26 protein-coding genes are annotated in these 24,290 nt (G+C 39.8%); 9 read left to right on the forward strand and 17 right to left on the reverse strand.

What is annotated here, in order from left to right:
- Positions 1 to 19: 19 nt before the first annotated feature.
- The 12 genes from ACFILH_RS05960 to ACFILH_RS06015 form a co-directional block, all read right to left on the reverse strand.
- On the reverse strand, positions 20 to 427 hold the full coding sequence (locus ACFILH_RS05960) for a helix-turn-helix domain-containing protein (RefSeq protein WP_375667514.1): 408 nt from the start codon (positions 425 to 427) through the stop codon (positions 20 to 22).
- 6 nt (positions 428 to 433) lie between these two features.
- On the reverse strand, positions 434 to 1,051 hold the full coding sequence (locus ACFILH_RS05965; RefSeq protein ID WP_375667516.1) for a regulatory protein GemA: 618 nt from the start codon (positions 1,049 to 1,051) through the stop codon (positions 434 to 436).
- A 10-nt stretch (positions 1,052 to 1,061) separates the two neighbouring features.
- A complete protein-coding gene (locus ACFILH_RS05970; RefSeq protein WP_375627429.1) occupies positions 1,062 to 1,685 on the reverse strand; it encodes a DUF3164 family protein in 624 nt (207 codons plus the stop codon).
- 14 nt (positions 1,686 to 1,699) lie between these two features.
- Positions 1,700 to 1,951 (reverse strand): hypothetical protein, encoded by a 252-nt coding sequence (locus ACFILH_RS05975; protein ID WP_375667518.1) that lies wholly within the window; start codon positions 1,949 to 1,951, stop codon positions 1,700 to 1,702.
- Positions 1,948 to 2,211 (reverse strand): hypothetical protein, encoded by a 264-nt coding sequence (locus ACFILH_RS05980; protein WP_375667519.1) that lies wholly within the window; start codon positions 2,209 to 2,211, stop codon positions 1,948 to 1,950. The genes ACFILH_RS05975 and ACFILH_RS05980 overlap by 4 nt, the downstream gene beginning before the upstream one ends.
- Positions 2,208 to 3,239 carry an AAA family ATPase gene (locus ACFILH_RS05985; protein WP_375613740.1) on the reverse strand — a complete coding sequence of 344 codons (1,032 nt, stop codon included), beginning with the start codon at positions 3,237 to 3,239 and terminating at the stop codon, positions 2,208 to 2,210. The genes ACFILH_RS05980 and ACFILH_RS05985 overlap by 4 nt, the downstream gene beginning before the upstream one ends.
- A 346-nt stretch (positions 3,240 to 3,585) precedes the next feature.
- Positions 3,586 to 5,565 carry a transposase domain-containing protein gene (locus tag ACFILH_RS05990; RefSeq protein ID WP_375667521.1) on the reverse strand — a complete coding sequence of 660 codons (1,980 nt, stop codon included), beginning with the start codon at positions 5,563 to 5,565 and terminating at the stop codon, positions 3,586 to 3,588.
- A complete protein-coding gene (locus ACFILH_RS05995) occupies positions 5,562 to 6,020 on the reverse strand; it encodes a hypothetical protein (protein WP_012232200.1) in 459 nt (152 codons plus the stop codon). The genes ACFILH_RS05990 and ACFILH_RS05995 overlap by 4 nt, the downstream gene beginning before the upstream one ends.
- Positions 6,017 to 6,877, reverse strand: a complete 861-nt coding sequence (locus tag ACFILH_RS06000) for a ParB/RepB/Spo0J family partition protein (RefSeq protein ID WP_375667523.1) — start codon at positions 6,875 to 6,877, stop codon at positions 6,017 to 6,019. The genes ACFILH_RS05995 and ACFILH_RS06000 overlap by 4 nt, the downstream gene beginning before the upstream one ends.
- Positions 6,877 to 7,275 carry a hypothetical protein gene (locus ACFILH_RS06005; RefSeq protein ID WP_375648049.1) on the reverse strand — a complete coding sequence of 133 codons (399 nt, stop codon included), beginning with the start codon at positions 7,273 to 7,275 and terminating at the stop codon, positions 6,877 to 6,879. The genes ACFILH_RS06000 and ACFILH_RS06005 overlap by 1 nt, the downstream gene beginning before the upstream one ends.
- Entirely contained in the window at positions 7,259 to 7,399 is a 141-nt protein-coding gene (locus tag ACFILH_RS06010; protein ID WP_273755279.1) for a hypothetical protein, read from the reverse strand. The genes ACFILH_RS06005 and ACFILH_RS06010 overlap by 17 nt, the downstream gene beginning before the upstream one ends.
- Before the next feature lie 73 nt (positions 7,400 to 7,472).
- Positions 7,473 to 7,766 (reverse strand): helix-turn-helix transcriptional regulator, encoded by a 294-nt coding sequence (locus tag ACFILH_RS06015; protein ID WP_183194530.1) that lies wholly within the window; start codon positions 7,764 to 7,766, stop codon positions 7,473 to 7,475.
- Positions 7,767 to 7,917: 151 nt separating this feature from the next.
- Here ACFILH_RS06015 and ACFILH_RS06020 point away from each other — a divergent pair, with 151 nt between their 5' ends.
- Positions 7,918 to 8,436, forward strand: coding sequence for a helix-turn-helix domain-containing protein (locus ACFILH_RS06020; protein ID WP_375667524.1), 519 nt, complete (start codon positions 7,918 to 7,920; stop codon positions 8,434 to 8,436).
- 81 nt (positions 8,437 to 8,517) lie between these two features.
- Complete coding sequence (locus ACFILH_RS06025) at positions 8,518 to 9,048, forward strand: helix-turn-helix domain-containing protein (protein WP_375667526.1); 531 nt, start codon at positions 8,518 to 8,520, stop codon at positions 9,046 to 9,048.
- Positions 9,049 to 9,153: 105 nt separating this feature from the next.
- Here the strand turns inward: ACFILH_RS06025 and ACFILH_RS06030 are convergent, their stop codons facing one another.
- A complete protein-coding gene (locus tag ACFILH_RS06030; protein WP_375657200.1) occupies positions 9,154 to 9,291 on the reverse strand; it encodes a hypothetical protein in 138 nt (45 codons plus the stop codon).
- A gap of 792 nt (positions 9,292 to 10,083) precedes the next feature.
- Between ACFILH_RS06030 and ACFILH_RS06035 the strand changes: the two genes are divergently transcribed.
- Both ACFILH_RS06035 and ACFILH_RS06040 read left to right on the forward strand, forming a co-directional pair.
- Positions 10,084 to 10,266, forward strand: coding sequence for a hypothetical protein (locus tag ACFILH_RS06035; RefSeq protein WP_273790134.1), 183 nt, complete (start codon positions 10,084 to 10,086; stop codon positions 10,264 to 10,266).
- A 16-nt stretch (positions 10,267 to 10,282) separates the two neighbouring features.
- Positions 10,283 to 10,564: a GNAT family N-acetyltransferase gene (locus ACFILH_RS06040; RefSeq protein ID WP_375637305.1), complete on the forward strand. Its 282-nt coding sequence runs from the start codon at positions 10,283 to 10,285 to the stop codon at positions 10,562 to 10,564.
- A gap of 1,938 nt (positions 10,565 to 12,502) precedes the next feature.
- Here ACFILH_RS06040 and thiD read toward each other — a convergent pair.
- Positions 12,503 to 13,357, reverse strand: a complete 855-nt coding sequence (thiD, locus tag ACFILH_RS06045) for a bifunctional hydroxymethylpyrimidine kinase/phosphomethylpyrimidine kinase (RefSeq protein WP_375637303.1) — start codon at positions 13,355 to 13,357, stop codon at positions 12,503 to 12,505.
- 128 nt (positions 13,358 to 13,485) lie between these two features.
- Here thiD and ACFILH_RS06050 point away from each other — a divergent pair, with 128 nt between their 5' ends.
- The 3 genes from ACFILH_RS06050 (at position 13,486) to ACFILH_RS06060 (ending at position 17,551) form a co-directional block, all read left to right on the forward strand.
- The gene (locus ACFILH_RS06050) at positions 13,486 to 14,292 is read left to right on the forward strand and encodes a 1-acyl-sn-glycerol-3-phosphate acyltransferase (RefSeq protein WP_273790137.1); all 807 of its coding nucleotides are present in this window, start codon (positions 13,486 to 13,488) and stop codon (positions 14,290 to 14,292) included.
- Positions 14,293 to 14,985: 693 nt separating this feature from the next.
- Positions 14,986 to 16,083 carry a D-alanyl-D-alanine carboxypeptidase family protein gene (locus tag ACFILH_RS06055; RefSeq protein WP_375630665.1) on the forward strand — a complete coding sequence of 366 codons (1,098 nt, stop codon included), beginning with the start codon at positions 14,986 to 14,988 and terminating at the stop codon, positions 16,081 to 16,083.
- A 406-nt stretch (positions 16,084 to 16,489) separates the two neighbouring features.
- A complete protein-coding gene (locus ACFILH_RS06060) occupies positions 16,490 to 17,551 on the forward strand; it encodes a CobW family GTP-binding protein (RefSeq protein WP_375643038.1) in 1,062 nt (353 codons plus the stop codon).
- A 1,582-nt stretch (positions 17,552 to 19,133) separates the two neighbouring features.
- On the opposite strand, the gene ACFILH_RS06065 is transcribed toward ACFILH_RS06060, so the two are convergent.
- The 3 genes from ACFILH_RS06065 to ACFILH_RS06075 form a co-directional block, all read right to left on the reverse strand.
- A complete protein-coding gene (locus ACFILH_RS06065; protein ID WP_273790140.1) occupies positions 19,134 to 19,883 on the reverse strand; it encodes a murein L,D-transpeptidase family protein in 750 nt (249 codons plus the stop codon).
- A 38-nt stretch (positions 19,884 to 19,921) separates the two neighbouring features.
- Positions 19,922 to 20,878 carry an acetyl-CoA carboxylase carboxyltransferase subunit alpha gene (locus ACFILH_RS06070; RefSeq protein WP_375630737.1) on the reverse strand — a complete coding sequence of 319 codons (957 nt, stop codon included), beginning with the start codon at positions 20,876 to 20,878 and terminating at the stop codon, positions 19,922 to 19,924.
- Positions 20,879 to 20,956: 78 nt separating this feature from the next.
- A complete protein-coding gene (locus ACFILH_RS06075) occupies positions 20,957 to 21,895 on the reverse strand; it encodes a site-specific tyrosine recombinase XerD (protein ID WP_273790142.1) in 939 nt (312 codons plus the stop codon).
- Positions 21,896 to 22,155: 260 nt separating this feature from the next.
- Between ACFILH_RS06075 and ACFILH_RS06080 the strand changes: the two genes are divergently transcribed.
- Both ACFILH_RS06080 and aroB read left to right on the forward strand, forming a co-directional pair.
- Entirely contained in the window at positions 22,156 to 22,788 is a 633-nt protein-coding gene (locus ACFILH_RS06080; RefSeq protein WP_375645449.1) for a shikimate kinase, read from the forward strand.
- Positions 22,763 to 23,896: a 3-dehydroquinate synthase gene (aroB, locus tag ACFILH_RS06085; RefSeq protein WP_375662905.1), complete on the forward strand. Its 1,134-nt coding sequence runs from the start codon at positions 22,763 to 22,765 to the stop codon at positions 23,894 to 23,896. The genes ACFILH_RS06080 and aroB overlap by 26 nt, the downstream gene beginning before the upstream one ends.
- The last annotated feature ends 394 nt before the right edge of the window (positions 23,897 to 24,290 follow it).

A 24,290-nucleotide genomic window follows, 5' to 3' on the forward strand; every position in this document is an offset into this window, starting at 1 on the left:
ACACTGTCAGTCAAAACTCTCAATACTCATAAAACTCTGGAAATAATAAACCTTGTGGTTCTTGCAAAGAAATTTTCTTCTTCAAGCGATAGGCTGTACGCACATGCATACCAGAAACAGCAGCTGCAGTATCCACCGACCAGCCTTTTTGCAACGCTTTTAGCATTTTTTGCCGCCGTTCAGCATCTCTACCAAGGGGGATAAGAAGGCGCACACCCGAACCATTAAAACAAAAATGGTTGATCAATTGCTGCGCCTCTTCAAACCCAACAATTTCAATCAACCAATCCGCATTTTCAAGACGCCCGGGTATATAAACTTCTCGTCCACCAAAAGCCCGCATCATATTCCATGCTGCTTCACTGCCCGCAACATCAGCTATTTCACGCAATAAGGCAGGAAAATCGCTATAGATTTCCTCTTGCATACATGCTTACCCCTCGCTTTTAATACCTTTTCGGATTTTCCGCCCCCAAACATTCATAACTTCTCTAAAGTCGCCCCCATTCATCTCACCCAAAGCTTTACCACTTAACGCCATAACACTTTGATGAAAAGCCCCAAGCTCAAACATAGCATCGGGATTCAAACACTTCCATTGGGCACACAAAATGGAAATGCTTGGTTTATTCCTCCATGAATCTTCGCGGTTTTTTCCTCTCCAGTCAACCCCACCCTCACGCTGCAACCAACCTTTCAACGCCTCAATAGCTCTGCATGCATCATCGCTATCGCGTAAAAAACGAATATGATCAATCCCTGTCTGTCTTTTCACAAAGGCAAGCAACGCCTTGTCTGAACGATCACGAATAATGCCAAGATTCCACCCAGCAATCCAGAGCGCCTGGAGCTTCTTGGCATATTTACCCTCTAAACGCTTCCCATTCGGCTTAAAACCACACGCTTTCATTTCATCGATAACCAAGTGCTTTTCTGAAAAATTCAAATCTTTCGCCGATTGCTTGCCTGTTAAGCGATAGAGCAGTGCGCGATAGGTCTCATCATCAAGACCTAACGCGCGTTTTCCCATATGAAGGACAGCTAAAGACATCTCCCTCCCCTCATGTCTTCGCCAAATCAATGGTCACAGCACGCCAAGCGCTTTCTAGGCTATCACGCTCATAAAAACGCACATATTCCTTAGATGTCGTCACACGGAATGACTCACGAATAGCACGCATCGCCTCTTTCCAGCGTGGATCATCAATATCCAAACGCAACAGCATAAAGATCTCCCCCCGATTCACCTTGCCTTCTTTATCCGTATTAAAAGCACGCGTAATAATCGCACGGATTTCAGGGCGCGCATCCGCAGACCATTCATTCAAACATTCATCAAGAAGGCTTTTGGCAATTTGCAATTGCGGTCCAAAATCAACACTTTCCTGTACCTGCACCTTAATGCGTTGCAAACCATCAAAGCTTGTGTAAGTACAATTGCCCTTTTTGCCACGCCGCTCCACACCATATTCTTGCGCAAGCAAGCTATCAAAATCACTCAAATCCGCAATCGTATGGTTGTTAAAACGTGCAATCCTTGCCGATAATTCTTTCGCAAAACCCATAATTTTGCGCACCGTTTCATCCTCTAACAAATCCGCAGGGCGGATCAGGTTTACCGGCACCAAAGCCCCTTTCGCATCCTTCATATAACGCGTACCTTCAAGTTCAATTTGTGGATTCATCACCAACTTCCTCCTTATGTTTTTTGAAACCGACGAAATGGCACAACATCCCCTGAAGAAGGCGCACATCCCGCTTTCAATTGCCAACGACACCGCATAAGCTCATGACCTAAAACGTGGTTATAGCCTGCCAAACGACGCAAATACTCATTCAATTCTCGAACATCTTGTCCATGCATAAAAATCCCATCCATTTCATGTTTTAACAAGGCAGAGCGCAAAGCAATCAAGCTATCTCTCACCATATAGGGGTTGCGTTCCATCATTTTCCGCCTCCAAAATCCATATAAATCACACGATTGCTCTCATCCGCATCAGAGCCTTCACACTCAGCCAAAACTTCTGAAACTTGGCCTTCCAAAACCGCATCCGCTTCCCCCAAACGGTGAACACTCAACTCCAATTCAAGCAATAACGCCAAATCAACACACAATTTAAGCTGTTCTCCAATATCAAAACCGCATTGATAATCGTCATAAAGACCAACAAGCGTATCGGATAATTCTTTGTCGCATAAAGAGATCATGCCAATTCCTCCACGTCACGGTTTTTCCATGCCGCTTTGACATGTTTCAGGGTCACCTCACACCCATCTCCAAGCGCTGCCATGCGTGCCAACATCATGGTTTTGTCAATTTGCCGCAAAGCACCAGCTTTCAAACCAATTCCCGTCAAAAACTTTATCGCACCAACATCTTCAATCCCCCAATCATGAATGCGCGCTGCAATATCCTCACTATAGGGCTTGCGCCGTTTCAAATGCATCGCCAATCGGCTTTTAATTTGCGCATAAGAGGGACCATTTTGACGATGAACCAACCGTCCAGAGATTTCATCATTGCCAACCAAAGCCAACCCCGTACCATTGATATCAACAAAGTGGCGCAACTGATTAATCGCCTCATCCGTTAAATTTTGCGCCTCATCAACGATCAACAACGTGCCACTGCCCACGCGCTCTAACTTTTTGCCAATCGCACGCGTTAAGCGGGTGGGATTATATTCCACCACTTCCAATTCTGCTGCCATATCATTCAAAATACCGTGAACACTACGCGTATGCGGGCTTGCTGTCACCAGATAAACATGCGGGCGGGTAGAGCGATAATGGCGGCAGGTTTCGGTCTTACCACTGCCCGCATCAAGCGTAATCATCACCATATCCCCCGTACTTTGTGCCAGTGTTAAAGTATCAATAATCTCACTGGCAATTCGATTCCTCTGAAAGGCTGGTTTTTCAGGGATCTTCTCCAAAAACCCCGCCGTTTCCTTTAAAACCTCAACCCATTGTTGAACCTTTGCATTTTGCTTACCCAATTGCCCCGCATAACTGCCCGCATACCATTGCGAAAACGTCCCATCCGGCATGCCTATGCGCCGCGCCACCTCTGCTTTCGACCAATCATTCATTTGTCCCAAAGCTCTCACCGCATCCACAAGCTCATTCCATAAAGCAATGTCATCACTGTTGCGGTTTTGTGCTGTTCCATTAGGCTGGATTTTAGGTCGCGCCCAGGGATTTTTATCGACCGTTGCATTTATCGCGTTTTTCATGTATATTCCCCTCTGTATTGATTTTAGACTATTGATAAGGGGAAGGGCTCCCACCCGCCCCTTTCTTTTGTCTTTAGAATGAACATTTAAAAGCCGTACGCGATACTAAAACGGCTAACCTTGCAAATCCCCTCTCTTTCTCACACATCAGAGAACTTGCTAACTCCACGCATCTCTCCCGATCAGGCAAAGATACCTAGAAACTTCATGTATTGATTAGACTTTTAAAGGATTAAGATTCCTCCCCCCCTTTCTTTGTTAACGCTTCAAGCTGATACGCGATACAAAACCAGCTTCCTTTTGAGAATTCTTACAAATCCCCCCTCTCTTTTCCTAGTTCCTTATTCTATTGCTTGGGAAACTTGATCACCTCACGCCCCTCATCAGACGCCGAAAGCTTTCTCAAAGCTTTATGCAAGTGTTGACTAAATTCTCGAGCCCCCAAAGCCTCATCATCGTCTGCTGTCAAAGCTAAATTCCCCACATGGTTTGGCATCAAGCGGCTCACCTTTGGCTTTATCGGAAGCTTCGATTTGAACACTTCATCCTTTTTCTCAAGGCGACCATAAACATCGGCCAAGTGATCAGGCGCAAGCTTTGCTGCCAACTGTTTTTCTGCTTTAACAGCCTTCACATATTCTTTACGCAAACGCCCATTCAAGCGCGCCGCCTGCTGGTCATAAAAGCCCACATCACAAAGGCATGGTGCCAAACAAAGCAACCGATTATTCAAATCATAAACCCGTAAATCTTGATGCAAATTATCCGGATCAAAGCGTACAATCACTTTTTTCCCCGCATGCTCATTCAACGCCCGCGCCCAATAACGATTGCCATAAAAATGGATCTCGCCCGTACCCTTTTGCGCACGCAATGCCTCAGAGGTTAAAAGCCATAAAGCCCGTTGTGCTGCCGTTGCTTGCCGAATAATCGTCCCCTCGGCTTGCAAGCTCTCTGTAAAGGTCTCATCAAAACTGCGCCCCGCACAATTGACCGCCTTACGCCCTGCTTGCGCATTATGCGCCACAATTTGCGCACCAACATGGGCTTTAAACGCTTCAAATCCTATCGCGCGTTTTCCATAATCTTCAGGCTTGGCATCCGGTTTATTGCCCGTATAAGCCCCCGCACAAAAGGGATGTTTCGAAATCGCTTCTGCCAGATCACGCCATGCCCGCTCAATCGGTTTAGACTGTCCGCTATAAGGGGTGGTCCATTGCAATTGCACACCCAAACTCGTCAAAAGCCCCTGCGGATCATCCGGCTTAATCTTAAAACGAAAACGGTTTTGCACACCTCCAGAAATCCACTTGCTGGTAAAGGCACGCCCATTATCCAAGGTCATGCGCTCTGGTATCCCATAAGCTTCCACCATATCCCCAATCACCAAACGAACGATTTCCCAAGTTTCAGCATCCGATAAGCGCCACGATAAAATCTTGCCCGAATAAAGATCTTGAATGGCAATCAGATAAAGCCGCACAGGCTTCTCTGTCCAAGGAACATTCACAAAAACATCCAGCTTATGCCCGTCCATATTCACTGCTTGCAATGCATGCAGGCTCGAGCGATCACGCCGTTGGGCTGGATAAAGCTTTTTTGCCTTTTCTTCTCCCTCACGCGCTAAAACCACAACCGCTTTGGAAACTTGCGCCTTAAAACGACGCCGCAAAGCCCGCTCTGAAGGAATGGGCTGCCAACCCCGCTCCTGTGCAACCGAAACCATCCGCCGATAACACGCCGAAAAAGCAGGTTTAGAGGGGCGCAAATAATCCGAACAAAAAACCTCCCACGCCCCCTCATGACACGGCGCAAATTGCGAAACATTCTCCTCACCATAACAAGGCGCTAAAGCTGCCAACCAATCAGAGCGCTCATACCCCTCCACCATCTGCCGCCAATTAAAAAGCGACATCCGGCTCACACCAAATTGCACCGCACTCAAACTTGCCGCATCATGCACACCCATACCGGCATGGAGTAAATCTTCCCAAAAGCAAAGTGCCTTCAAACGCTCTTCACAGCGCCTTTTATGCGCCTTGGAAAGCCCCTCATAACGCACCCAAATACTTGCCTTTTGCTCCCCTTGCGTTTGTTTCACATCAACAGCCCCACCAAACCGCACCAACAACGCCGCCCGCGCCCCCTCCGGCAATAAAGAAATGTGATACTCCCAAACCGGCTTGGTTTTGCCTCCCACTTTCCTCGAAAGTTCAGAGTTTTTTCTCCAATATGCCCGTCCGTGGTTTTCAAGACTTTTATATGTTTTCGGCAACCCTGGCAAAGCTGCCTCAGCCAATTCGGCAATAGTAAACCATTCCTTCATGGCTGCCCCCTTTTAATGCGAACCGGCGTTGCGCGCATGGCTTTCAATTGCGCTGCAATCTCCCGCTGTTCCTGCTGAAGCCGCGCAATTTCTGCTAACCGCGCCTCATCCCCTTGCAACAGCAACAATCCATCTTCACTCACCACCTCATCCCAAAGCCAAAATGCCTCTGTCGCCCGCACAAATGCCTTAAACCGCGGCAGGGAAATATCCACCTGCTTACTTTCCGCAACATAAGCATCCAAACTGGCCTTACTTAAACACCCAATCCCTAAATAATGCGCCATACGCTCCGCAATCACACTGCGCTCATGCCGGCATTCTCTCAAAGCACGCGCCATCGCACGCTTAATGCGCGAGCGAAACCGCCCTAAATCAATCTGTGCAACGGGTTCACGACAAGGAAAAACCGGCTTTTGGAAAAAATCAAGCTGCCCGCAACCATGCCTCTTCATGACAGCACCTCCCCCGATTGCTTGTTCAAATAATCATAAAACCGCGCCTTTGTCTGCGCATCCGCCCTCTGCCAAACACCCAATAACTGAGCAAAAACCCGCTCTTGTTCATTAATTTGCGGCGGCGTATTAATCCCATTGACCAAATCAACAGCCCGCCGTAAATCTCCCTCAACCTGTTGCAAAGCAATTGCCACCCGCCGTTGCGCAACCGGCTCCATCTTGGCTAATTTTAACAACTGCGCTTGATTATCCGCCAATGCCGTCCCCCGCAAAACCGCCCGCAACTCCGGCTGTAAATACTTGGAAATACGATTAAGTCGTCTCACTGACTCTTCAGATAAACCAATGCGATCTGCCACATGTCTAGCAAAGCAAAAAGTAACTCCCTTATCACTTTCTTCATCGGTATGAGCAATTCGGTCAACTTGACCGAATTGCTCTTTTTTGACTTTATGTTGATTACTACCGTCCCCACCAACCTTAATTTCCCCATACTTCTTTTCCCACAACTCGCGGTAAGTCTGGACAAAAAGCGCACGATCAATCACTGACAATTCATTGCGAAAGAGGTTTTCAGCAACCTCTAAAAGCGCGGCATTGTCCTTATCCGCCTGCACCACAACCGCATCAATTTCGCTATAGCCTAAAAGCTCCGCAGCACGAAGCCGGTGTGCACCAGCAATAAGCGTATAATTGCCCTCTTTAGCATTAGGGGTATGGCGCACCGTAATCGGATTCATCAATCCCTCCCGCGCCATCGATTGTGCAAGCGCCTTGGCATGTTCATCATCCACAGGGCGTATACGCTCCGGCACCACAATCACATCAAGAGCAAGCTTTTGAAACTGTGCCATCACGCCCCCACCTTTCTGATCTCTTTAAAGAACAAATCCATCGCACGCCCCGCCCATCTTCGATAAGCTTTCGCAAAAACGGGTTCTTCCAAACGCCGGTTAATCACTTGCATAGATAGAGAAATAGAAGTCCGCTGACGTGCCTGTATCGCAACAATACGCCGCCGTGGCACCTCAAACTGATAATGCAAAATATGAATAACAATCTGTCGTGCTAACGCCGCATCAAATAAGCCATGCGGGGGGTCAATAATATACCGGATCGGCAGATGCTTAAATCCACTACTCACGGCTTTTAAAGAACAGGAAAGCATCACCTGTAAACGTTCAACTTCTGAATAAGGATTAACGATATCGTTTCTGACATCTGGGGTCCATAAATTACAAGCAGCAACCATAACCACCCCCTATAAAAACAATATGACCACCATCTAATCGCCAGAACCAACCCATGCAAACGGCTGTTCTATGATGCAACTCTATGCAATTTATCTTGCCTATTTCGTACTGATCTTTAGACATTGATAAACCTTTTTATCTTATGGTATTTAAATTCATGGCAAATGCGCAAAAGCGCAAAGCCGTGTAACGAAGTTCAAGCAGCATTCCCGCGCAAAGCAGAATGCGCACGCGAATCTGTATTGGCATGTTTTGCTGCTTTAAAAATGCGACGGCGACTTTTGGGGTAGCGGTCGCTAAAAACCTGCTCGACGGGCAAACCGATAAAATCGGCAATAGCACGTTCGGCTTTCTCGTTAGACCGTGTCCAAATGTGTTGAACACTGGATGACGAGAGTTGATAAGCTTTCGCGAGCTCCGCCAAGGTCATATTACGGCGGCGTAGCTCGGCTAAAATACTATGGCGATCCCATACTTGTGTGATAGTCATAACTTTCGCTCCTGCTTCAAACGGATGCTCAAACCATCCGTTTTTTGTGGGGTTAATTGTAAAATATCTGCCCTCTATATCGGGCGGTAATTAGAGGTATAATGCAAAAAATGCATTAAGTCAACGCAATATTTGCATTATTATGTAATTTGTGGCAAAAAAAGAAATTGAACCCAAAACAGAACAGGCAAAGCGGTTACGTTTGATACGAGAAAGCTTAGAGCTTAATCGAGATCAGATAGCTACCCGTTTAGGTATTAAAAAAGCAATTTATGACCATGCTGAAAGAGGGACCACTTTTCCCAATGTGGAATTTTTGACTGCTTTATCACAGCAATTAAATGTCAACTTAACTTGGCTAATTACAGGTGAAGGCGAAATGTTTATGGAAGTAACGAAAGTTACAGATTTAGCGCCTACTATCCCTGCTGGTCTCATGAAAAAGCTTGGTCGCATAGCTTATACAACCTATCGCGATGCTAAAATAAAACTCCCCCCTGAAGATATAGCGGAACTCGCGGCGGAACTTTATAGAAAACTGCAAGAGCTTGTTCAAGACATCAACGACATGGAAGAAGTAGAAGCAACTTTCCCTCTTCTTAAAATTCATTTAAAGCGTCAAATAGAAGCTGAAAGAGTACATCTAGAAACTACACAAAATACGGCTTAATGCCTCTCTAAAATGAATGGGGGAATCTCTTTTTAAAATCCTGTAATTTAAAACGAACCTAAATATGAATAAGGAGCATTTTTGGCACGCCCTAAAAAAGAACCTAAAACAGAACTAGCAAAGCGGCTATGTGAAGTGCGACGCGCCCTTGGTTTCACGGAGCGCAAGCAATTTGCTGAACATCTTGCAGCACCAGAAAGTACTATGTGTAATTATGAAACTGGCTTGCGCGAACCACCTGTATCAATGTTGGTAATTTACAAAAATGTTTGCGGTATATCTGTGGAATGGCTAGCTACTGGTGAAGGCGAAATGTTTAGTGACATGGCAAAAGCGAAAGCAGCAGGTTTTAAAGCACCCACCATTCCTGCTGGTCTCATGAAAAAGCTTGGTCGCATAGCTTATACAACCTATCGCGATGCTAAAATAAAACTCCCCCCTGAAGATATAGCGGAACTCGCGGCGGAACTTTATGGAAAACTGCAAGAGCTTGTTCAAGACATCAACGACATGGAAGAGGTCGAAGCGACTTTCCCTCTTCTTAAAATTCATTTAAAGCGTCAAATAGAAGCTGAAAGAGTACATCTAGAAACTACACAAAATACGGCTTAATGCCTCTTTAATATGAAAAATGAAAGTGGAAATCTTTTTACATTAAAAAATTTATATAAATTATTGATAAACAATACTTTTTACTCAATTTTTAGAGATTTCCACTTATATATGGAAATCTTTTTTGCTTTTTTGGTTATTTTTGGCTGATTTTGGAGTCAATTGAACTTTTGGAGTGATTTTTTTCACAGGGTCTTCAAAGGCGGTTTTCTGGGCTTTCACAGACTTTTCAAAATTTTTCACAGGGTTTTCAAAGACCTTTCAAAGCCTTCTCTCATTTTTACCATGAAAATGCACTTTTTTCTGATTTTCGCTCTTTTTAGCTCTTTTTTACAATTTTAGGTGTCAAAATCTATTTTGACAAAACGCGCATTTAATGCTAAATTTTATACATAAAAACAATAAATTATCACGTATTCCTACCTAATCCCACCTTTTCCCACTTAGTATAAAACCTAGTGTCAAACTACATCGGTTGTTGTAGCTGTATGTATCTTGCCAGCAGGTTTTGTATATTTTTCCACTCGGTTTTGTATCAATTTACTTTTTTCAAAGTTTTTCTAAGATTCGTAATTTCTTGTGAAGCATCTATTGGATTGGGGCTTAGATCTAAGATAATAATTTTTAACTTAGACGGATTTTTTTACAGCCCCCGTATAAAAGATTAATTAGAAATGATGAGCAATAACAAGAAAAACAAATGTTAAACAAATCAAAAATTGACTTATCATTAGAGAATAATTTTTGTTCAAAAGTACGTTTTTTACCAAAATTGTGCCCTAAAATAAAGGTTGTTGATTTTTCAAATGGCGTTTCTTCTATTAAATTCAACATTTGCTTCAGATACATTCAATATTATCTCTGCTAAAAATTTACAAGAAACTATACCTGTGGAGCAGGCAAAATCTATAATCGCTTTCTTGTAATGCGCAGAAACTACCTTTAGCTTGGTGGGTTGGACCTCATTCGTCTCATTATAAAGTTGATGAAGTTCTCTTATCTATTAGCTTAGAGCATGTTGAAACAGAGGTAGGCATGGCAGCTTTAGCGCAAAATATAGACTCACATGTTACTTCTATGCCGGATAACTTCAAAATCAAGGAAGTTGAATCACTTCAAGATTTTAGAGATTATGGAAATGTTATGGCATCAGTCTTCGAGCCTTTTGATGAAGAAGCAGTTATATTTTATGAAACAATAGGCCGTTGTTATAAATAAAGACTCTGATGTAGAGATGTTCGTTGGTTATATAAATAACAATCCTATAGCAATATATTTTTGTATTAAAGCAGATGGAGTTGGTGGAGTGTATGATATTGTCACCAATCCAGATTTTCAGAAAAGAGGTGTTGGGTCATTCATGACAAAAATTGCTATTGAGCATTTAAAAAGAAAGAAATGTCATGTTATTGGTATGCAAGCCTCTCACGAGGGAATTGGCATTTATAAAAAATTGGGCTTTACAAACTTTGGTGAATTTAAAATTTATTCCAATAAACACATGATCATTGAGTGATGAATTCTTTTTTGCTCATCAACTAAAAGAATTTATTATTTTCAGCAGAGCTCAGATATGATCAAGCAATCGATACAACCAAGGAAGCTTGGCCAATCCCCTTTACTACTGATAGTGAAAAGCTAAAATCATTACAAATATAATTGTTTTAAATGACTCACTCAAATTTTCTTATTTTCTTACTTTGTCTTAAATAAAGATATCTATCACAAATCTAAGTTGAATAAGTGTAAATTTTTTATATGATCAATAATCTACTGTTTGTTACTGATAATTATGAAGAACTCGAAAGCAAATATTTAGAACGACAGTTGCATCATAGTTTGTTAGATGGTTAGTCTGTTAGTTAATTAATAGAAAAAATTTTCGCTTTATAAAATAACCAAAGGAGCTTAAAAAAACTTTCAAAGATCATTTAAAGGTCCTTTATGTGTATTGTTTCTTTTTTATATCACAGTTGATGATGAGAAATCTCTCACGCTAATTGTATTATTTTTACACGAAATAAACTATTTTCACCTATTATGTAGAGTGAATTAAGTTTTTGGGATTTCTAGCACATCATTTGAAAGACAAAAGAAATTTTCCCTTGTACTTGTGTAAACAGCGTTGACATCATTTGGTAATCCTCTTGCTTGAACAAATTCTTATCCAGAATAATCTTCAACACAAAAATAAATTAACAACTTGATTTATAAAGATAATTTATAATTATTCATATTGAGCAAGCGTCTCAAATATCATAGGACTATCTCATTTCAAATCTCTATACATTAAAATCACTCACAATCATCTTCTCACGCATAACAGGCAAAATTGACGTATCGATAAAATTCACTTGAAGAAAGGAATAAAAACTCTTCTTCTGAACGCTCTGAAATACCAAAGATTATCGCAACATTGGGAGCTAAAATAGTATAGGGGGGGACCCCTTTCACCTTGAAAACGTAAAAATGGGAAGCATAATAGTTTTATACACTTCATAGAGGCTTTAGACCATTCACGAACATTATTATAAAATGGATGTGACACACCTTGAGAGAAATCTCTTTAAAATAAACATGTGAATTAACAATATAAGTGCATTCTATTTTACATGAGGAACATAACTTCAATCAAGATAAGGTAACATAAGGTGTTGAAACCGTCATAGCGCACAATAAAATCAGACCATTTTAAATGTTTAATGGTAACATCTGCTAAACAACAGAATAAAAATTCAATTTTGAAAAGATTAAACCATACGCTACAGGTCTATTGAAACTCCGATTGTACGATCGACTATCTTCTCGCTAAAATTTAATCACTATAAATATAAAAACCTTAAAACCCGCTCTAAATGCGTGAAAGTTTCTAGATCTTGCTGTATTAAATATTGAAACTCCTCATGGCTACTCATCTGAAACGCCAATAATTCCATAAAGCAGTTCCATAAAAAGGATAATGACGTTGTAATATCCGAAAAAAATTTACCACATCACCTGAAAGATCATTGATAATTCCATCAGAAAGTATCAATTTCTATTTAGAAAACCCTATCCATGCCGACAAAAAACTCTGTAAATGTTAGATATCTTCAATAATTTTGATAACGATTTTGGCTCATCCTGTTTTGCCACCAATATAAGAAACAGCAAATATAGTGGGATCAGCCAGCTTTAATATTGGTCTTTCCCTCTATCCTTTTTTCTATCAAATCCTGATTTTACAATTCCTTTCTCTCTCTTTTTTTATACTCAAAATTGCCTCTGAAACAGGATAGATTAATCGTAAAAAATATATAAAAGAAACAAATTATAACATTTTTTTCTCATCCTTCTTAATACAAAATAACTGTTAAGCTACAATGCGCTAACACTTATCAGTCATAAGTCCAAAACAGCATATAATGACGAAACAAATTCATAAAGTGAAGATTTTTCACTATCAATCGTTGTATTAATCTTTCCATAATGCATAAAAATGATGAAGCGGCCCTCGCCCTTTCCCTACTTTTAAAGCATCTGAGGCAGTTAAAGCGCCATGCAAATAATCTTTTGCTTGTTTAACAGCGCAATCCAAAGGTTGGGTAGGTAACAGAGCTGCAATGGCAGCAGAAATGGTACACCCTGTCCCATGATCATGAGTGGTTGAAAGACGAGAGGCTTCAAGTATAACAAGGTTTTCACAATCACAATAAAGATCTGGACTAGAACAATCGTAATTTTCTGTACTATTTCTGGTAAGCGTATTCAAATGTCCCCCTTTTAACAAAACTGCACGACACCCTAGCGCCAAGAGTCGTGGAGCATATTGATACATAGTCTCTAAAGACCATTGCACTTCACATCCCAATAACAATGCAGCTTCAGGCAAATTTGGCGTGATCAAAGTTGACATCGGCACAAGAACATCACGCATAATTTCAATTGCATCAGACTTTAAAAGAACATCACCACTTTTTGCAACCATAACCGGATCAAAAACAATGAAACGCGCTTTATGATAAGCAAGACGTTCTGCAATAACCTGTGCAATCTGAGCATTTGCAACCATACCAATTTTAACGGCATCAACATGGATATCCTCAAAAACAGAATCAATTTGATCTGCAACAAAAGAAGCATCTAATGCCTGAAAAGAACGCACACCCTGAGTATTTTGTGCAACAACAGCTGTAACCACACTCATACCATAAGTTTTCATAGCTGAAAAAACCTTCAAATCCGCCTGCATTCCAGCGCCACCAGAAGGATCTGTTCCCGCAATAGATAAAATCCGTGGAATAAAAAGTTTATCTTTTTGTAATTCCATCAACCTCTTTCCTTCTGTTTTTAAATATCGGAAAATGAGTTACCGAAAAATAGATGCTTGAAAAAATATAAAGAAGATGTTTTCTCACGTGAATTATATTATATACGAAGTCTTCTTATAGATATAAAATGGAAAATGTAGTGCTTATCCTTCGTTCTATTCTTTTTACGTTCGCTTTTTATACAACAACTTTCATACAAATGATTCTTTACGCTCCCGTTTATTTTTTAATGCCCCGCAAAAAGGCATGGATTGTCCCTAAAACATGGGCGCGCGTTACTCTCTTTTTGCAAAAATACATCGCAGGCACAAGTTATGAGATTGAAGGTTTAGAAAATCTTCCCAAAGGACCCTATATCATTGCTCCAAAGCATCAATCGGCTTGGGAAACTTTCAGTCTTGTTCCCTATTTTGATGATCCCACTCTCATTTTAAAACGTGAATTGATGTGGATTCCATTGTTTGGCTGGTATATGGCAAAAACGCAAATTATCCCCATTAACCGCACAACACCCATCAAAGCCTTAAAAATGATTATACAAAAAGCAAAAGAGAAAGTAAAACAAGGGCGCCAAATCTTGATTTTTCCCGAAGGAACACGCCGACAACCCGGTCAAGAACCAGATTATAAGTCAGGAATTGTCGCGCTCTATAATGAATTAGGACTTCAAGTTGTTCCTATTGCACATAATGCGGGTTTATATTGGCCACGCAATAATTTTCGCCGCTATCCTGGAACAATTCGTGTCCGTATTCTTCCCCCGATAGAGGCTGGTTTAAGCAAACGTGATTTTCTAGATCAACTTGTCCAAAAAACTGAAAAAGCGTGTGATGAACTGCTTCTCTTAGCAGCTCAAGATCCTACCCCTCCTCCTATGCCACCATACGCTGTTCAGAAACTTCAAAAACTAAATCATCATGAAACAATGCACTGATTGATAAGAATAATGCATCACTTTGTATATTGAGCGGAGTATAGGAAACAAAAATATAAGAAAGATACTTCAAACTTTCTAATTCAAAATTATAAAACACATGTACATGATAAGAAATAATCAATGTGTAAATTTTTTTGAAAAAGAATTCTTCCTCTCTTTAAAATCATTTAAATAACTTACATCTCATTGATTTATAAGGATATTTTAGCGTTATTCAACTTGAATGAGAACCCTGAATACCGTAAGATTTTCTCATTTCAAATCTACTCTAGGTTGAATCAATTAGAATTATTTTCTTGCACATTACAAACGGGGATACCTCGTGTGAATAAAACGATACAAGAAAAGATTAAAATACTTTTTACGAACCGTCTCAAATACCAAGGGCTGTCCTAATAGGAAAGCAAGAAAAATGTATGATTATGCAGATTCGTTCCTTCCTAAGAAACATCAATCCCCCAAGAATCTGAAATCTTGTACAATCTTCATTATTTAAAAAGTATTTCTTGAGATACTTAAGTCATCAAACCAAATTCAAGGGGAAAATAAAAATGAGTGTTGTTTTTTATCCCACATACACAACGGATACAGCAATTAACCATCTTTCCTCCCTATCCTAGACTTAAAAGCTTTGTGTGCTACATTAAAACAATTCTAAATAACGAATAAGAGGGAACTAGATTTAAATTAATGCAACGTCTCTTCTATAATTTATTTTTTTCTGTGATTTTGAGTTTATCCAGCGCTGTTGCTCTAGCGCAGCCTTTTATTTCTGTTGATGTTACAACGAGGCGTATCTTAAAACATAATCAAGCTTTTGAGCGTTGGTATCCTGCTTCCTTGACAAAATTAATGACCGCTTATGTTATTTTTCGTGCCATGAGCCGAGGGGAAGTTTCACCAAACAAACATATCACCATCAGCGAATACGCCGCAAAAGCTCCCTCATATCGTTCAGGCTATAAAGCTGGTTCTGTACTCACACTTGATACAGCCTTAAGTATTACCATGGTTAAATCTACCAATGATTTAGCCATTGCCATGAGTGAAGCTATTGCGGGTTCACAGAAAGATTTTGTACGTAAAATGAATAGCGAAGCTAAACGTTTAGGCATGTTTGGCACCCATTTTGCGAACGCAAGTGGTTTACCAGATCCTCAAAACTACTCCACGGCACGCGATATTGCTCTTTTAGCCGTTCAAATACGTCGAGAATTTCCACAATATGCTCATTATTTTTCTATTCCAGCCATTGATTTTGGTAATAATCGAAAAATCCAACATAACTCAAACAACCTCATTGGCCGTTTTTATGGGATAGACGGTATGAAAACAGGCTTTATTTGTGCCTCTGGTTTTAATCTTGTTGCCTCAGCCACCCGCAATAAACGTACAATTATTGCTGTCATTCTAGGTGCTAACAACATAAGTGAAAGAGAAGAAAAAGCTGCACAACTTCTTGAAACAGGATTTTTGCACCAAGGAAACCCCCAATTAACACTAGCAACATTAAAACCTTATGGGAGCAACATAACACAAGCCAACAATATGAGACAACAAACATGCACACCTGAAGCCATAAAAATGCATGCAAATTCATATGATGATCAAGGAAATATTATTCTCACCTCACCTTTTATCACTGCTCCACCTTCTTTTTCTCATCCTTTATCAGTACATCTCATTCGTACGCCACAAACACCTAAAATGACAGTAAAACCACTAAGAAAACCCTATATTCCGTATAAAAGGCACGCAAACCATTCTATAAAAAGTCATAAATCATAATCTAAAATTAATTATAATACTTTGATTTATAATGATAATTAATTATTTTGTACCTTATGTCAGAACCACAAGTATTGTAAGATTCTCTCATTTCAAATCTGTATTTGTTGAAGCAATAAAAACCAGTTTCTTGCCACCACAAGGTGGATGAACATGTAGATAAAATAATTAAAACAAAGAATAAAAATTCTTCCTATAAGTCCTTTCAAGAACTAAGAATTATCGTAACATTGACGCTAAAAAGTGTATGATATACCCACGTGCACCTACCTTTATAAGCGTAAAGATAGTGGTACAATGGATTTCATGGGGGATTAACCATTATATCCCTCACGGACACCATTATAAATTGGTTAGACATACTGAGATATATTTTTTAAAAACAAAACTATGATTGATGATTAACATGAAAATAAAGCGCATCCCCCTCACACTTATTACAGGTTTTTTAGGCTCTGGCAAAACAACTTTGCTCAACCGTATGCTACAAGACCCTCTTTTAACAGAATGTGCTGTTATCATCAATGAATTCGGCGAAATCAGTATTGACCACCTTCTGGTTGAAAAAACGACAGAAGGAATTATTGAGCTTGCCAATGGCTGCTTATGCTGCAATTTACGCAGTGATCTCATCGACACATTAATTGATTTAATAAATCGCGTTCAGACAGGACAGATCAAACAACTCCATCATATTATCATTGAAACCACAGGGATGGCTGATCCCGCCCCTATTTTACAAATACTTTTAAGCCACCCGTTGTTTATTCAAACATTGTCCATAAATGCTGTTCTTGCAACATTTGATACATTAAGCCCGCTTTCCATATGTGAGCGCTATCCTGAAATATATAAACAATTAATATTTGCTGATAAAATCATTCTCACCAAAACAGATCTTAGAGACCCACAAACGCTTTCAGATACACTCCTTAGCACACTTAAAACAATGAATCCTACAGCACAAATCATTGACGCCCATTCTGAAGATTTCTGTTCAAATCTATTAATAAATAACACATTATGGGCTGAAAAAGTAGAAAATACAAAACTTAAACAAAATCTTACGACTACCCCGCATGATCATACCCCCCATAAAACCATTCGTACCTTTTCACTAAACTGTGAGGGTCCTGTTGATTACGGCACAATTGAAGCCTTTTTAGATCTCCTACAAGAGCGTTATGGTACAAAATTATTACGTATTAAAGCAATTATCGCATTGCGTGATGACCCTTATCGCCCACTCGTATTACATGGCGTACAAACATTTTTTCACCCTCCCATAAGATTGCCAGCATGGCCAAAAGGAATAAAACAAACACGTTTCGTCATCATTGCCGATGGTGTTGAAAAAGAAGCTATACAAAAACTCCTCAATGCTTTTTTTAATAAACCAGCAATAGATACTGCAGACAAAACAGCTCTCTTAGAAAATCCTCTGGTCATTCCAGGAATAAAATTTTAATTTTTTCTCCTCTTCAATGATATAGCATTAAATTCATTGACACCACCATCTTTATGTTTTTAAAGGAGCAAACCGGCACATCATTACACACTTTGCTAATTCCCAATGTTGAAACAAAAAGCTTTTGGCACTTGAAACAGTTTGTAAAAAGCATTTTAGTCTTTCTTGTACAATTTCACCCACGCAGCAATCCTCGCTTGTAATGTGCAAGCAAATGGTTTTAATTTATTCAACATGCAACAGCTTTGAAATGTGGAATCTTACGGTATTCAGGGTTCTAATTTAACTTGAATAACACTAAATTATCTTTATAATCAAAATGTTATAAATTTATAAAAAACTTTCATAAATATTTCTATTCAAGTTTATTAACATAATGGAATAAAAAATAAGAAAATACACATTTTTAACAATGCTTTCTGCACAATAATGCCTCTCATAAAATTATTCGTACCTTTTCACTGAGCGGCAAAATCCCCATAGACTACCACAATTGAAACTTTTTAGCTCTCTTACAAAATCACATGCCGGAAAATGACTATCTATTAAAACACTCCAGCGCTAACATATTACCCTTATCTGTAAAATCGTCGCCCTCACACAAAATAGAATACCATTGTATCACGAATTCACGCACTCGTTTAAAAACATCGTCTCTCAATACGCATTATTCCTATTTCAAGACGCTACCCATAAATAATATAATACAAAATTCTCCATGAAATGTATAAGGCCCATTCTCCATCTTTACTCTATAAATATGTAAACTGATCGCCTCATACTTTTGCCAGTTAAAAATGTTTTGAAAAAACTTGGCACTTTAGAGTACTCATGAGAACTATCTGTACTCCTTTCTTTAAAAATTTTATTCACATGCCAATCCAATTTTATGGCGTGCAAAAAATGGTTTCGATTGATTCACCATAAACAAATTTTAAGATAAAAGGATCTTATGATATTTAGTCCCTAATTCAAACTGAAAAATTATAAACTATCATTATAAATCAAATTGTTATGATAAAAATTTTCAATATCCATCAATCTGTAAACAGATTGTTTTCTCTCTAAATGCGCTTCATCTGCAAACCACTTCATGTGATTCATTTCACAGACAGATTGGCCAAATTCTTGGTTCTAAAATATTCTGCTCAACTCTATATTTATTCAAGCTAATTGAAATCAAAATCCCTGTTAAGAAAAAACCAAAATCAGACAGAGGCAATATCGCATTTTAAAATATGTGAATGTATCTTATATAACAGCACGACAAGACAATATTTTACAGCATAAAAGAATAAAACTCTTTGAAAGAAATAAAAAGAGAGGCACATTCCATGTTAACTTACTCTTCACTAAAAACGAAGATTGACACCAGTGCCGATGTGCAAACAATCCAACTTCTTTGAGAAAATTCCTCTTGGCTTCCCACTTCATCTGATTTACTTACATAAGGCTCTATGAAAAAACTCTGCGCTTTAAAATATTGACTACTCACTTAAACACCTTATGTGCAAAGTTTTTGCATATCCTGTATCGCCATTATTAAGTGATAGTGTTACAGTGCAATAGAATACAATAACACTCACGGCATTCGAGAAACTGAAGTTTTATCAATATCGCGATTAAAAACGTAACGTTTTCCATAAACCTCAACAGTTGGAGGTTGACGATTTTTTTCAAAAAAATCATAACCTTTCTTAAGCATAACCCAGAATTGATAATGAGGATCCTTGCTATGACGTGACATATTATCCTCGGTCATGCGGAAAGGAAAAGCCTGTAACTGAAACTCTCTTTGTCCTCCTTTAAAAGCATCCCGTGCAAACGCATAAATCTGAGCCATGTTCTTATCACTCATAGAATAACAACCTGCGGAAAAGCAAGAACCATGCACCATAAGATTGCTTCCTGTGCGACCATTTTCTTGATCATAAAGGTTAGGAAATCCTATATTAAAAGAAAGATAATATTTTGAATAAGGATTCATTTGGTTTGCGCTAATAGTATAAAACCCCTCTGGTGTCTGAAGATCCCCTTCTTTATATTTAGGTCCAAGCTTACCAGACCATTTGCAAATACCATAGCGAGCAACCAAGATAAAAGGTCCTGAACGAGATTGTTTCCAAACTTCAGCAAGATTTTCTTCCTTGAAAAATCGCATTACAATTGGTGCATAAGGATCAATATCGTACAAAGCCATTCTATTCTGGATTTCTTGCGGCAACGGCTGCTCAACCTTAGCACGAATAGAAGCTGGTAATCTTCCTTCACATGCTGTCAATATTCCCATTACAAACAACATGCACACAGCGAGGAATCTGCTAAATGTCATCGAATAAAACTCCAATCAATCCCCTCACAAAAAATGACCTATGTTAGAGATCGACCAATTTGAAGGTATTTTTCTCTTCGCTCTTGTTTAAGAACTTCACCATCTTTTCCAGCCATAGCTTTTAAAGCCTCTGAAATAACATCACCCGTTGCATCAATGGCAATCTCTTTGCCACGATGTGCTCCCCCTAAAGGTTCCGAAATAATGCCATCAATAATCTTTAAGCGATACAAATCTTGAGCGGTAATACGCATATTCATTGCAGCATCTTTCGCACGAGCTGGATCACGCCATAAAATAGAAGCTGCTCCTTCTGGTGAAATAACAGAATAAATTGCGTGCTCCAACATATAAACTTTATTGGCAGCCGCGATTGCTATCGCCCCTCCAGAACCGCCTTCTCCAATAACAACGGAAACTACAGGAACTTTCAAACGCAAAGTTGTAGCTGTTGATTGGGCAATTGCTTCTGCCTGCCCCCGTTCTTCAGCACTCACACCAGGATAAGCGCCTGCCGTATCAACAAAAGTGAGAAGTGGCAAACCAAAACGATCAGCCATTTCCATAATACGTACAGCTTTACGATAGCCTTCTGGACGTGCAGAACCAAAATTATAGCGCAAACGTGTTTGCGTGTCATAACCTTTCTCTTGACCGATATAAGCAACGGCCTCACCTTTAAAGCGTGCAAACCCCGCTTGAATAGCCTCATCTTCAGCAAACTTGCGATCTCCGGCCAAAGGCGTAACGTCACTCAATAGGCGTTTAGAATAGTCCATAAAATGGGGACGATTAGGATGACGAGCAACTTGCGTTTTTTGCCACGGCGATAATTTTTTATAAATATCGCGCAAGGCTGTTTGGGAACGCGTTTCAAGGCGAGCAATCTCATCGCTCATATCAAGACTGCCTTTTTCCTGAGAAATTTTTTTTAATTCAAGAATTTTCCCATCAAGATCAGCAACTGGTTTTTCAAAATCAAGATAATTATACATTTGTGTCAACTCATTCAGTGTCACTTATACACTTATAATTTGCTTTATAAAGTCTTTTTCAAAAACATCACCTTTTCTTTAACGAGCCTTTTGCTCATCGGCAAGTGGATGATGCTCATTGACTAAACGATAAAGTCCCTCTTCCAACACATGGGTATAAATCTGAGTAGTAGCAATATCAGAGTGACCTAACAAATGTTGAACGGCACGCAAATCAGCACCATTTTGCAAAAGATGACTAGCAAAAGCATGACGCAACACATGGGGAGAAAAGCTATCACTTTCTATTCCTGCTCTTCTAGCGAGATTTTTCAACTCCCGCGCAACGACTTGACGAGCAATATATCCTGTCTCGGAATGCGCGGGAAAAAGATAAGAACTCGTAGCACCCTTTCCCTGATCACGCAAGTTTAACCACTGTGAAAGAACTTGGCATGCTTTTTTTGATAACAGCACCATTCGTTCTTTTTTGCCCTTACCACGAACCAAAACGCTGTACTCCTTCCTTCGAACAGACTGAACCGGCAGACTCACCAACTCACTGATGCGTAATCCCGTTGCATACAGCATTTCAATCAATAGCTGAAGACGCAGTGCACGGAAATACTCTTTGGACCCATAATCTGCTTGATTGACTTCTAACTGTGCCAAATCAAGCAATTTTATCACTGCATCTTCACTCATGATTTTGGGCAAAGGACGCCCCTGACGAGGTGCATCAATATCATGAGAGGGATCATCTGCTCTCAACCCTTCAGCATAAAGAAATTGATAAAACTGACGCAAAGTCGATAAACGGCGCGCTTGCGATGATGCCGCAAAACCAAAAGTATGCATAAGCGACAAAAGGGTAATTAAATCTTCTTTTTGTGCTGAAAAAAGCGAAACAGAGTGTGAAGACAATTCGTCTTGTGCCCACTGCAAATCATGCTGATAAGCCGCAAGTGTATGAGGTGAAGCCCCTCTCTCCGCGCTCATCATCTCAAGAAAATGATCTATCACAGCACCACTTTTCATTTCATTGATTCACTTCCGTAGAAAGATTCCATGAATCCAAGGGAACATCAATGTACATATCCACAGTTACTGGTTCAACCCAAACCACAAGAGCACCCATTATAATGAAAAAAACAGAAAACAAAATGAAAAGAATCATCAAAAATCTAGTCAATGTTGGCATAAGACAATAACCTACCCAAAAATATTCTATCTCGTATAATGCCTCACAAAGATTAACAGGAATTGACTTTAAGATGGATAAATGCCGAAATAAAGTTATGAAAAGCAATCGACCAAAACGAATCCCCATAACACAAATAAAGAATCAGCTCTTATCGTCCCTTGATAAAAGAGCACTTGTCCTTGTTGGCCTTATGGGGGCAGGCAAATCAGTGATCGGAAAACGCGTCGCCACCATGCTTCGTTTACCCTTTTATGATTCTGACCAAGAAATTGAAAAAGCTGCACAAATGACAATCACGGAACTCTTTGAAATTTATGGTGAATCAGAATTTCGTGCTCTTGAACAGCGTGTTATTCTAAACCTCATGAAAAAAAGTCCCCTTATTTTAGCAACAGGTGGTGGTGCCTACATAAATGAAAATATCCGAAAAGCCATTCACAAAAATGGTATATCTATATGGCTAAAAGTCGATCTTGATATCCTCATGCAACGTGTCTCAAAGCACCCGACACGTCCCCTGCTTCAAACAGCCAATCCTAAAGAAACCATGCAAAAACTCATGGAACAGCGTTATCCTATCTATGAAAAGGCAAACTTAACAATTAACAGTCATAAAGAAAGCCGTCATACCGTAGCACAAAATGTTATACGATCCGTACAGCACTACCTATACACAGAAATTAACAATAGGGATAACCAGCATGCAAACCAAAACCGTCACTGTTAAACTGGACAAACACTGTTACGATATCATCATTGGTCCGGGTCTAATTGCACAAGCTGCTTCACAGATTAAACATGCTCTTAACAAAAAAGATCCTCTTCCAACGCGCTTGGCACTTGTTACAGATACAAATGTCGCGTCCCTTCATTTGGAGATATTACAAGCAGAGTTAACAAAAAATAAAATTCATACTGTCCCTATTATTGTAGAAGCGGGAGAACAATCAAAATCATTTTCAACCCTGCAAGTTGTTATCGATCAAATTCTTGCCGCGCGTTTAGAAAGAGGCGACTGTGTTATTGCTTTTGGCGGTGGTGTCATTGGCGATTTAGCAGGATTTGCTGCAAGTATAATCCGCCGTGGTATGAACTTCATTCAAATGCCCACAACGCTTCTTGCACAAATTGATTCCTCTGTTGGTGGAAAAACAGGCATCAACAGCCGATATGGCAAAAATCTTATTGGTGCTTTTTTTCAACCGCAATGCGTTATTGCTGACACCTGTGTCCTTGATACCCTATCACTGCGCGAATTTCGTGCTGGTTACGCGGAAATGGTCAAATATGGACTCATTAACCAGCCTGATTTTTTTGAATGGCTTGAAAAAAATGGACAAGAAGTCTTTTCTAATGGCCCTATGCGAACAGAGGCCATTGTCCGCTCATGCCAATTTAAAGCTGCCATTGTAGCACGTGACGAACACGAAACAGGAGAGCGCGCACTCTTAAATCTCGGCCATACATTTGGACACATGCTTGAAACAGTAACCGCTTATGACTCAAAGCGTTTAATTCACGGTGAAGCTGTAGCAATTGGAATGATTCTAGCGCATCAATTTTCTGCTCAATTAAATTTAATAAGCCCCACGCTTACACAACGCGTTGAAGCACACCTTAAAGCAATAGGATTACCTACACAATTAAAGGATATCCCAGGGTGTCTACCAGATGCTGAAACTTTAATGACTCTCATTGCCCAAGATAAAAAAGTTTTACAAAATAATTTGACCTTCATCTTAACGCGCGGACTTGGCCAATCATTTATTGCAAAAAATGTTTCACCAGATGCAGTTTTATCCTTTTTGGAACAAAAATTAACAGAAATTCGTTAATTCATATTGAATATAATTGATTCGTTTTTATACTTCTATTAAAGATTAAATATGATGATGTCTGCGTAGCTCAGTAGGATAGAGCACAGGATTCCTAAAGAAATTGGGCACTTTGAGGAGAAATCCTCAAAGTGAATCTGCTCAAATTCGGGGAAAGCTTCATGGGCGACTATATGCCAATCCCGAGCCAAGTCTCTCTTCAAATGAGAGAAAGGTGTAGAGACTGAACGGGCAGCACCTAAAGAGCAAAAGCTTCAAGGTGAAGAGACAGTCCAGACCACAAACAGCCGATAAGGCTGGCGGTGAAAATCGAAGTGGTATGAATCCTGGGGTCGCAGGTTCGAATCCTGCCGTAGACACCATCGTATCAGTCAAATTATTCTTTGTGCACAAT

It is taken from the genome of Bartonella sp. CL435QHHD (assembly GCF_042195095.1).
GTDB lineage: Bacteria > Pseudomonadota > Alphaproteobacteria > Rhizobiales > Rhizobiaceae > Bartonella.

What these genes read in the sequence shown, in the direction of transcription:
- aroB (WP_375662905.1), top strand. Translation starts at nt 22,763, where the DNA reads ATGCAAACCAAAACCGTCACTGTTAAACTGGACAAACACTGTTACGAT.
- ACFILH_RS06075 (WP_273790142.1), bottom strand. Translation starts at nt 21,895, where the DNA reads ATGAAAAGTGGTGCTGTGATAGATCATTTTCTTGAGATGATGAGCGCG.
- ACFILH_RS06065 (WP_273790140.1), bottom strand. Translation starts at nt 19,883, where the DNA reads ATGACATTTAGCAGATTCCTCGCTGTGTGCATGTTGTTTGTAATGGGA.
- ACFILH_RS06005 (WP_375648049.1), bottom strand. Translation starts at nt 7,275, where the DNA reads ATGGTTGCTGCTTGTAATTTATGGACCCCAGATGTCAGAAACGATATC.
- ACFILH_RS06050 (WP_273790137.1), top strand. Translation starts at nt 13,486, where the DNA reads ATGGAAAATGTAGTGCTTATCCTTCGTTCTATTCTTTTTACGTTCGCT.
- ACFILH_RS06080 (WP_375645449.1), top strand. Translation starts at nt 22,156, where the DNA reads ATGAAAAGCAATCGACCAAAACGAATCCCCATAACACAAATAAAGAAT.
- thiD (WP_375637303.1), bottom strand. Translation starts at nt 13,357, where the DNA reads ATGGAATTACAAAAAGATAAACTTTTTATTCCACGGATTTTATCTATT.
- ACFILH_RS06035 (WP_273790134.1), top strand. Translation starts at nt 10,084, where the DNA reads ATGGCAGCTTTAGCGCAAAATATAGACTCACATGTTACTTCTATGCCG.
- ACFILH_RS05965 (WP_375667516.1), bottom strand. Translation starts at nt 1,051, where the DNA reads ATGTCTTTAGCTGTCCTTCATATGGGAAAACGCGCGTTAGGTCTTGAT.
- ACFILH_RS06000 (WP_375667523.1), bottom strand. Translation starts at nt 6,877, where the DNA reads ATGGCACAGTTTCAAAAGCTTGCTCTTGATGTGATTGTGGTGCCGGAG.
- ACFILH_RS05960 (WP_375667514.1), bottom strand. Translation starts at nt 427, where the DNA reads ATGCAAGAGGAAATCTATAGCGATTTTCCTGCCTTATTGCGTGAAATA.
- ACFILH_RS05985 (WP_375613740.1), bottom strand. Translation starts at nt 3,239, where the DNA reads ATGAAAAACGCGATAAATGCAACGGTCGATAAAAATCCCTGGGCGCGA.
- ACFILH_RS05970 (WP_375627429.1), bottom strand. Translation starts at nt 1,685, where the DNA reads ATGAATCCACAAATTGAACTTGAAGGTACGCGTTATATGAAGGATGCG.
- ACFILH_RS06070 (WP_375630737.1), bottom strand. Translation starts at nt 20,878, where the DNA reads ATGTATAATTATCTTGATTTTGAAAAACCAGTTGCTGATCTTGATGGG.
- ACFILH_RS06010 (WP_273755279.1), bottom strand. Translation starts at nt 7,399, where the DNA reads ATGTCTAAAGATCAGTACGAAATAGGCAAGATAAATTGCATAGAGTTG.
- ACFILH_RS05980 (WP_375667519.1), bottom strand. Translation starts at nt 2,211, where the DNA reads ATGATCTCTTTATGCGACAAAGAATTATCCGATACGCTTGTTGGTCTT.
- ACFILH_RS06040 (WP_375637305.1), top strand. Translation starts at nt 10,283, where the DNA reads ATGTTCGTTGGTTATATAAATAACAATCCTATAGCAATATATTTTTGT.
- ACFILH_RS06060 (WP_375643038.1), top strand. Translation starts at nt 16,490, where the DNA reads ATGAAAATAAAGCGCATCCCCCTCACACTTATTACAGGTTTTTTAGGC.
- ACFILH_RS05975 (WP_375667518.1), bottom strand. Translation starts at nt 1,951, where the DNA reads ATGATGGAACGCAACCCCTATATGGTGAGAGATAGCTTGATTGCTTTG.
- ACFILH_RS05995 (WP_012232200.1), bottom strand. Translation starts at nt 6,020, where the DNA reads ATGAAGAGGCATGGTTGCGGGCAGCTTGATTTTTTCCAAAAGCCGGTT.
- ACFILH_RS06015 (WP_183194530.1), bottom strand. Translation starts at nt 7,766, where the DNA reads ATGACTATCACACAAGTATGGGATCGCCATAGTATTTTAGCCGAGCTA.
- ACFILH_RS06055 (WP_375630665.1), top strand. Translation starts at nt 14,986, where the DNA reads ATGCAACGTCTCTTCTATAATTTATTTTTTTCTGTGATTTTGAGTTTA.
- ACFILH_RS05990 (WP_375667521.1), bottom strand. Translation starts at nt 5,565, where the DNA reads ATGAAGGAATGGTTTACTATTGCCGAATTGGCTGAGGCAGCTTTGCCA.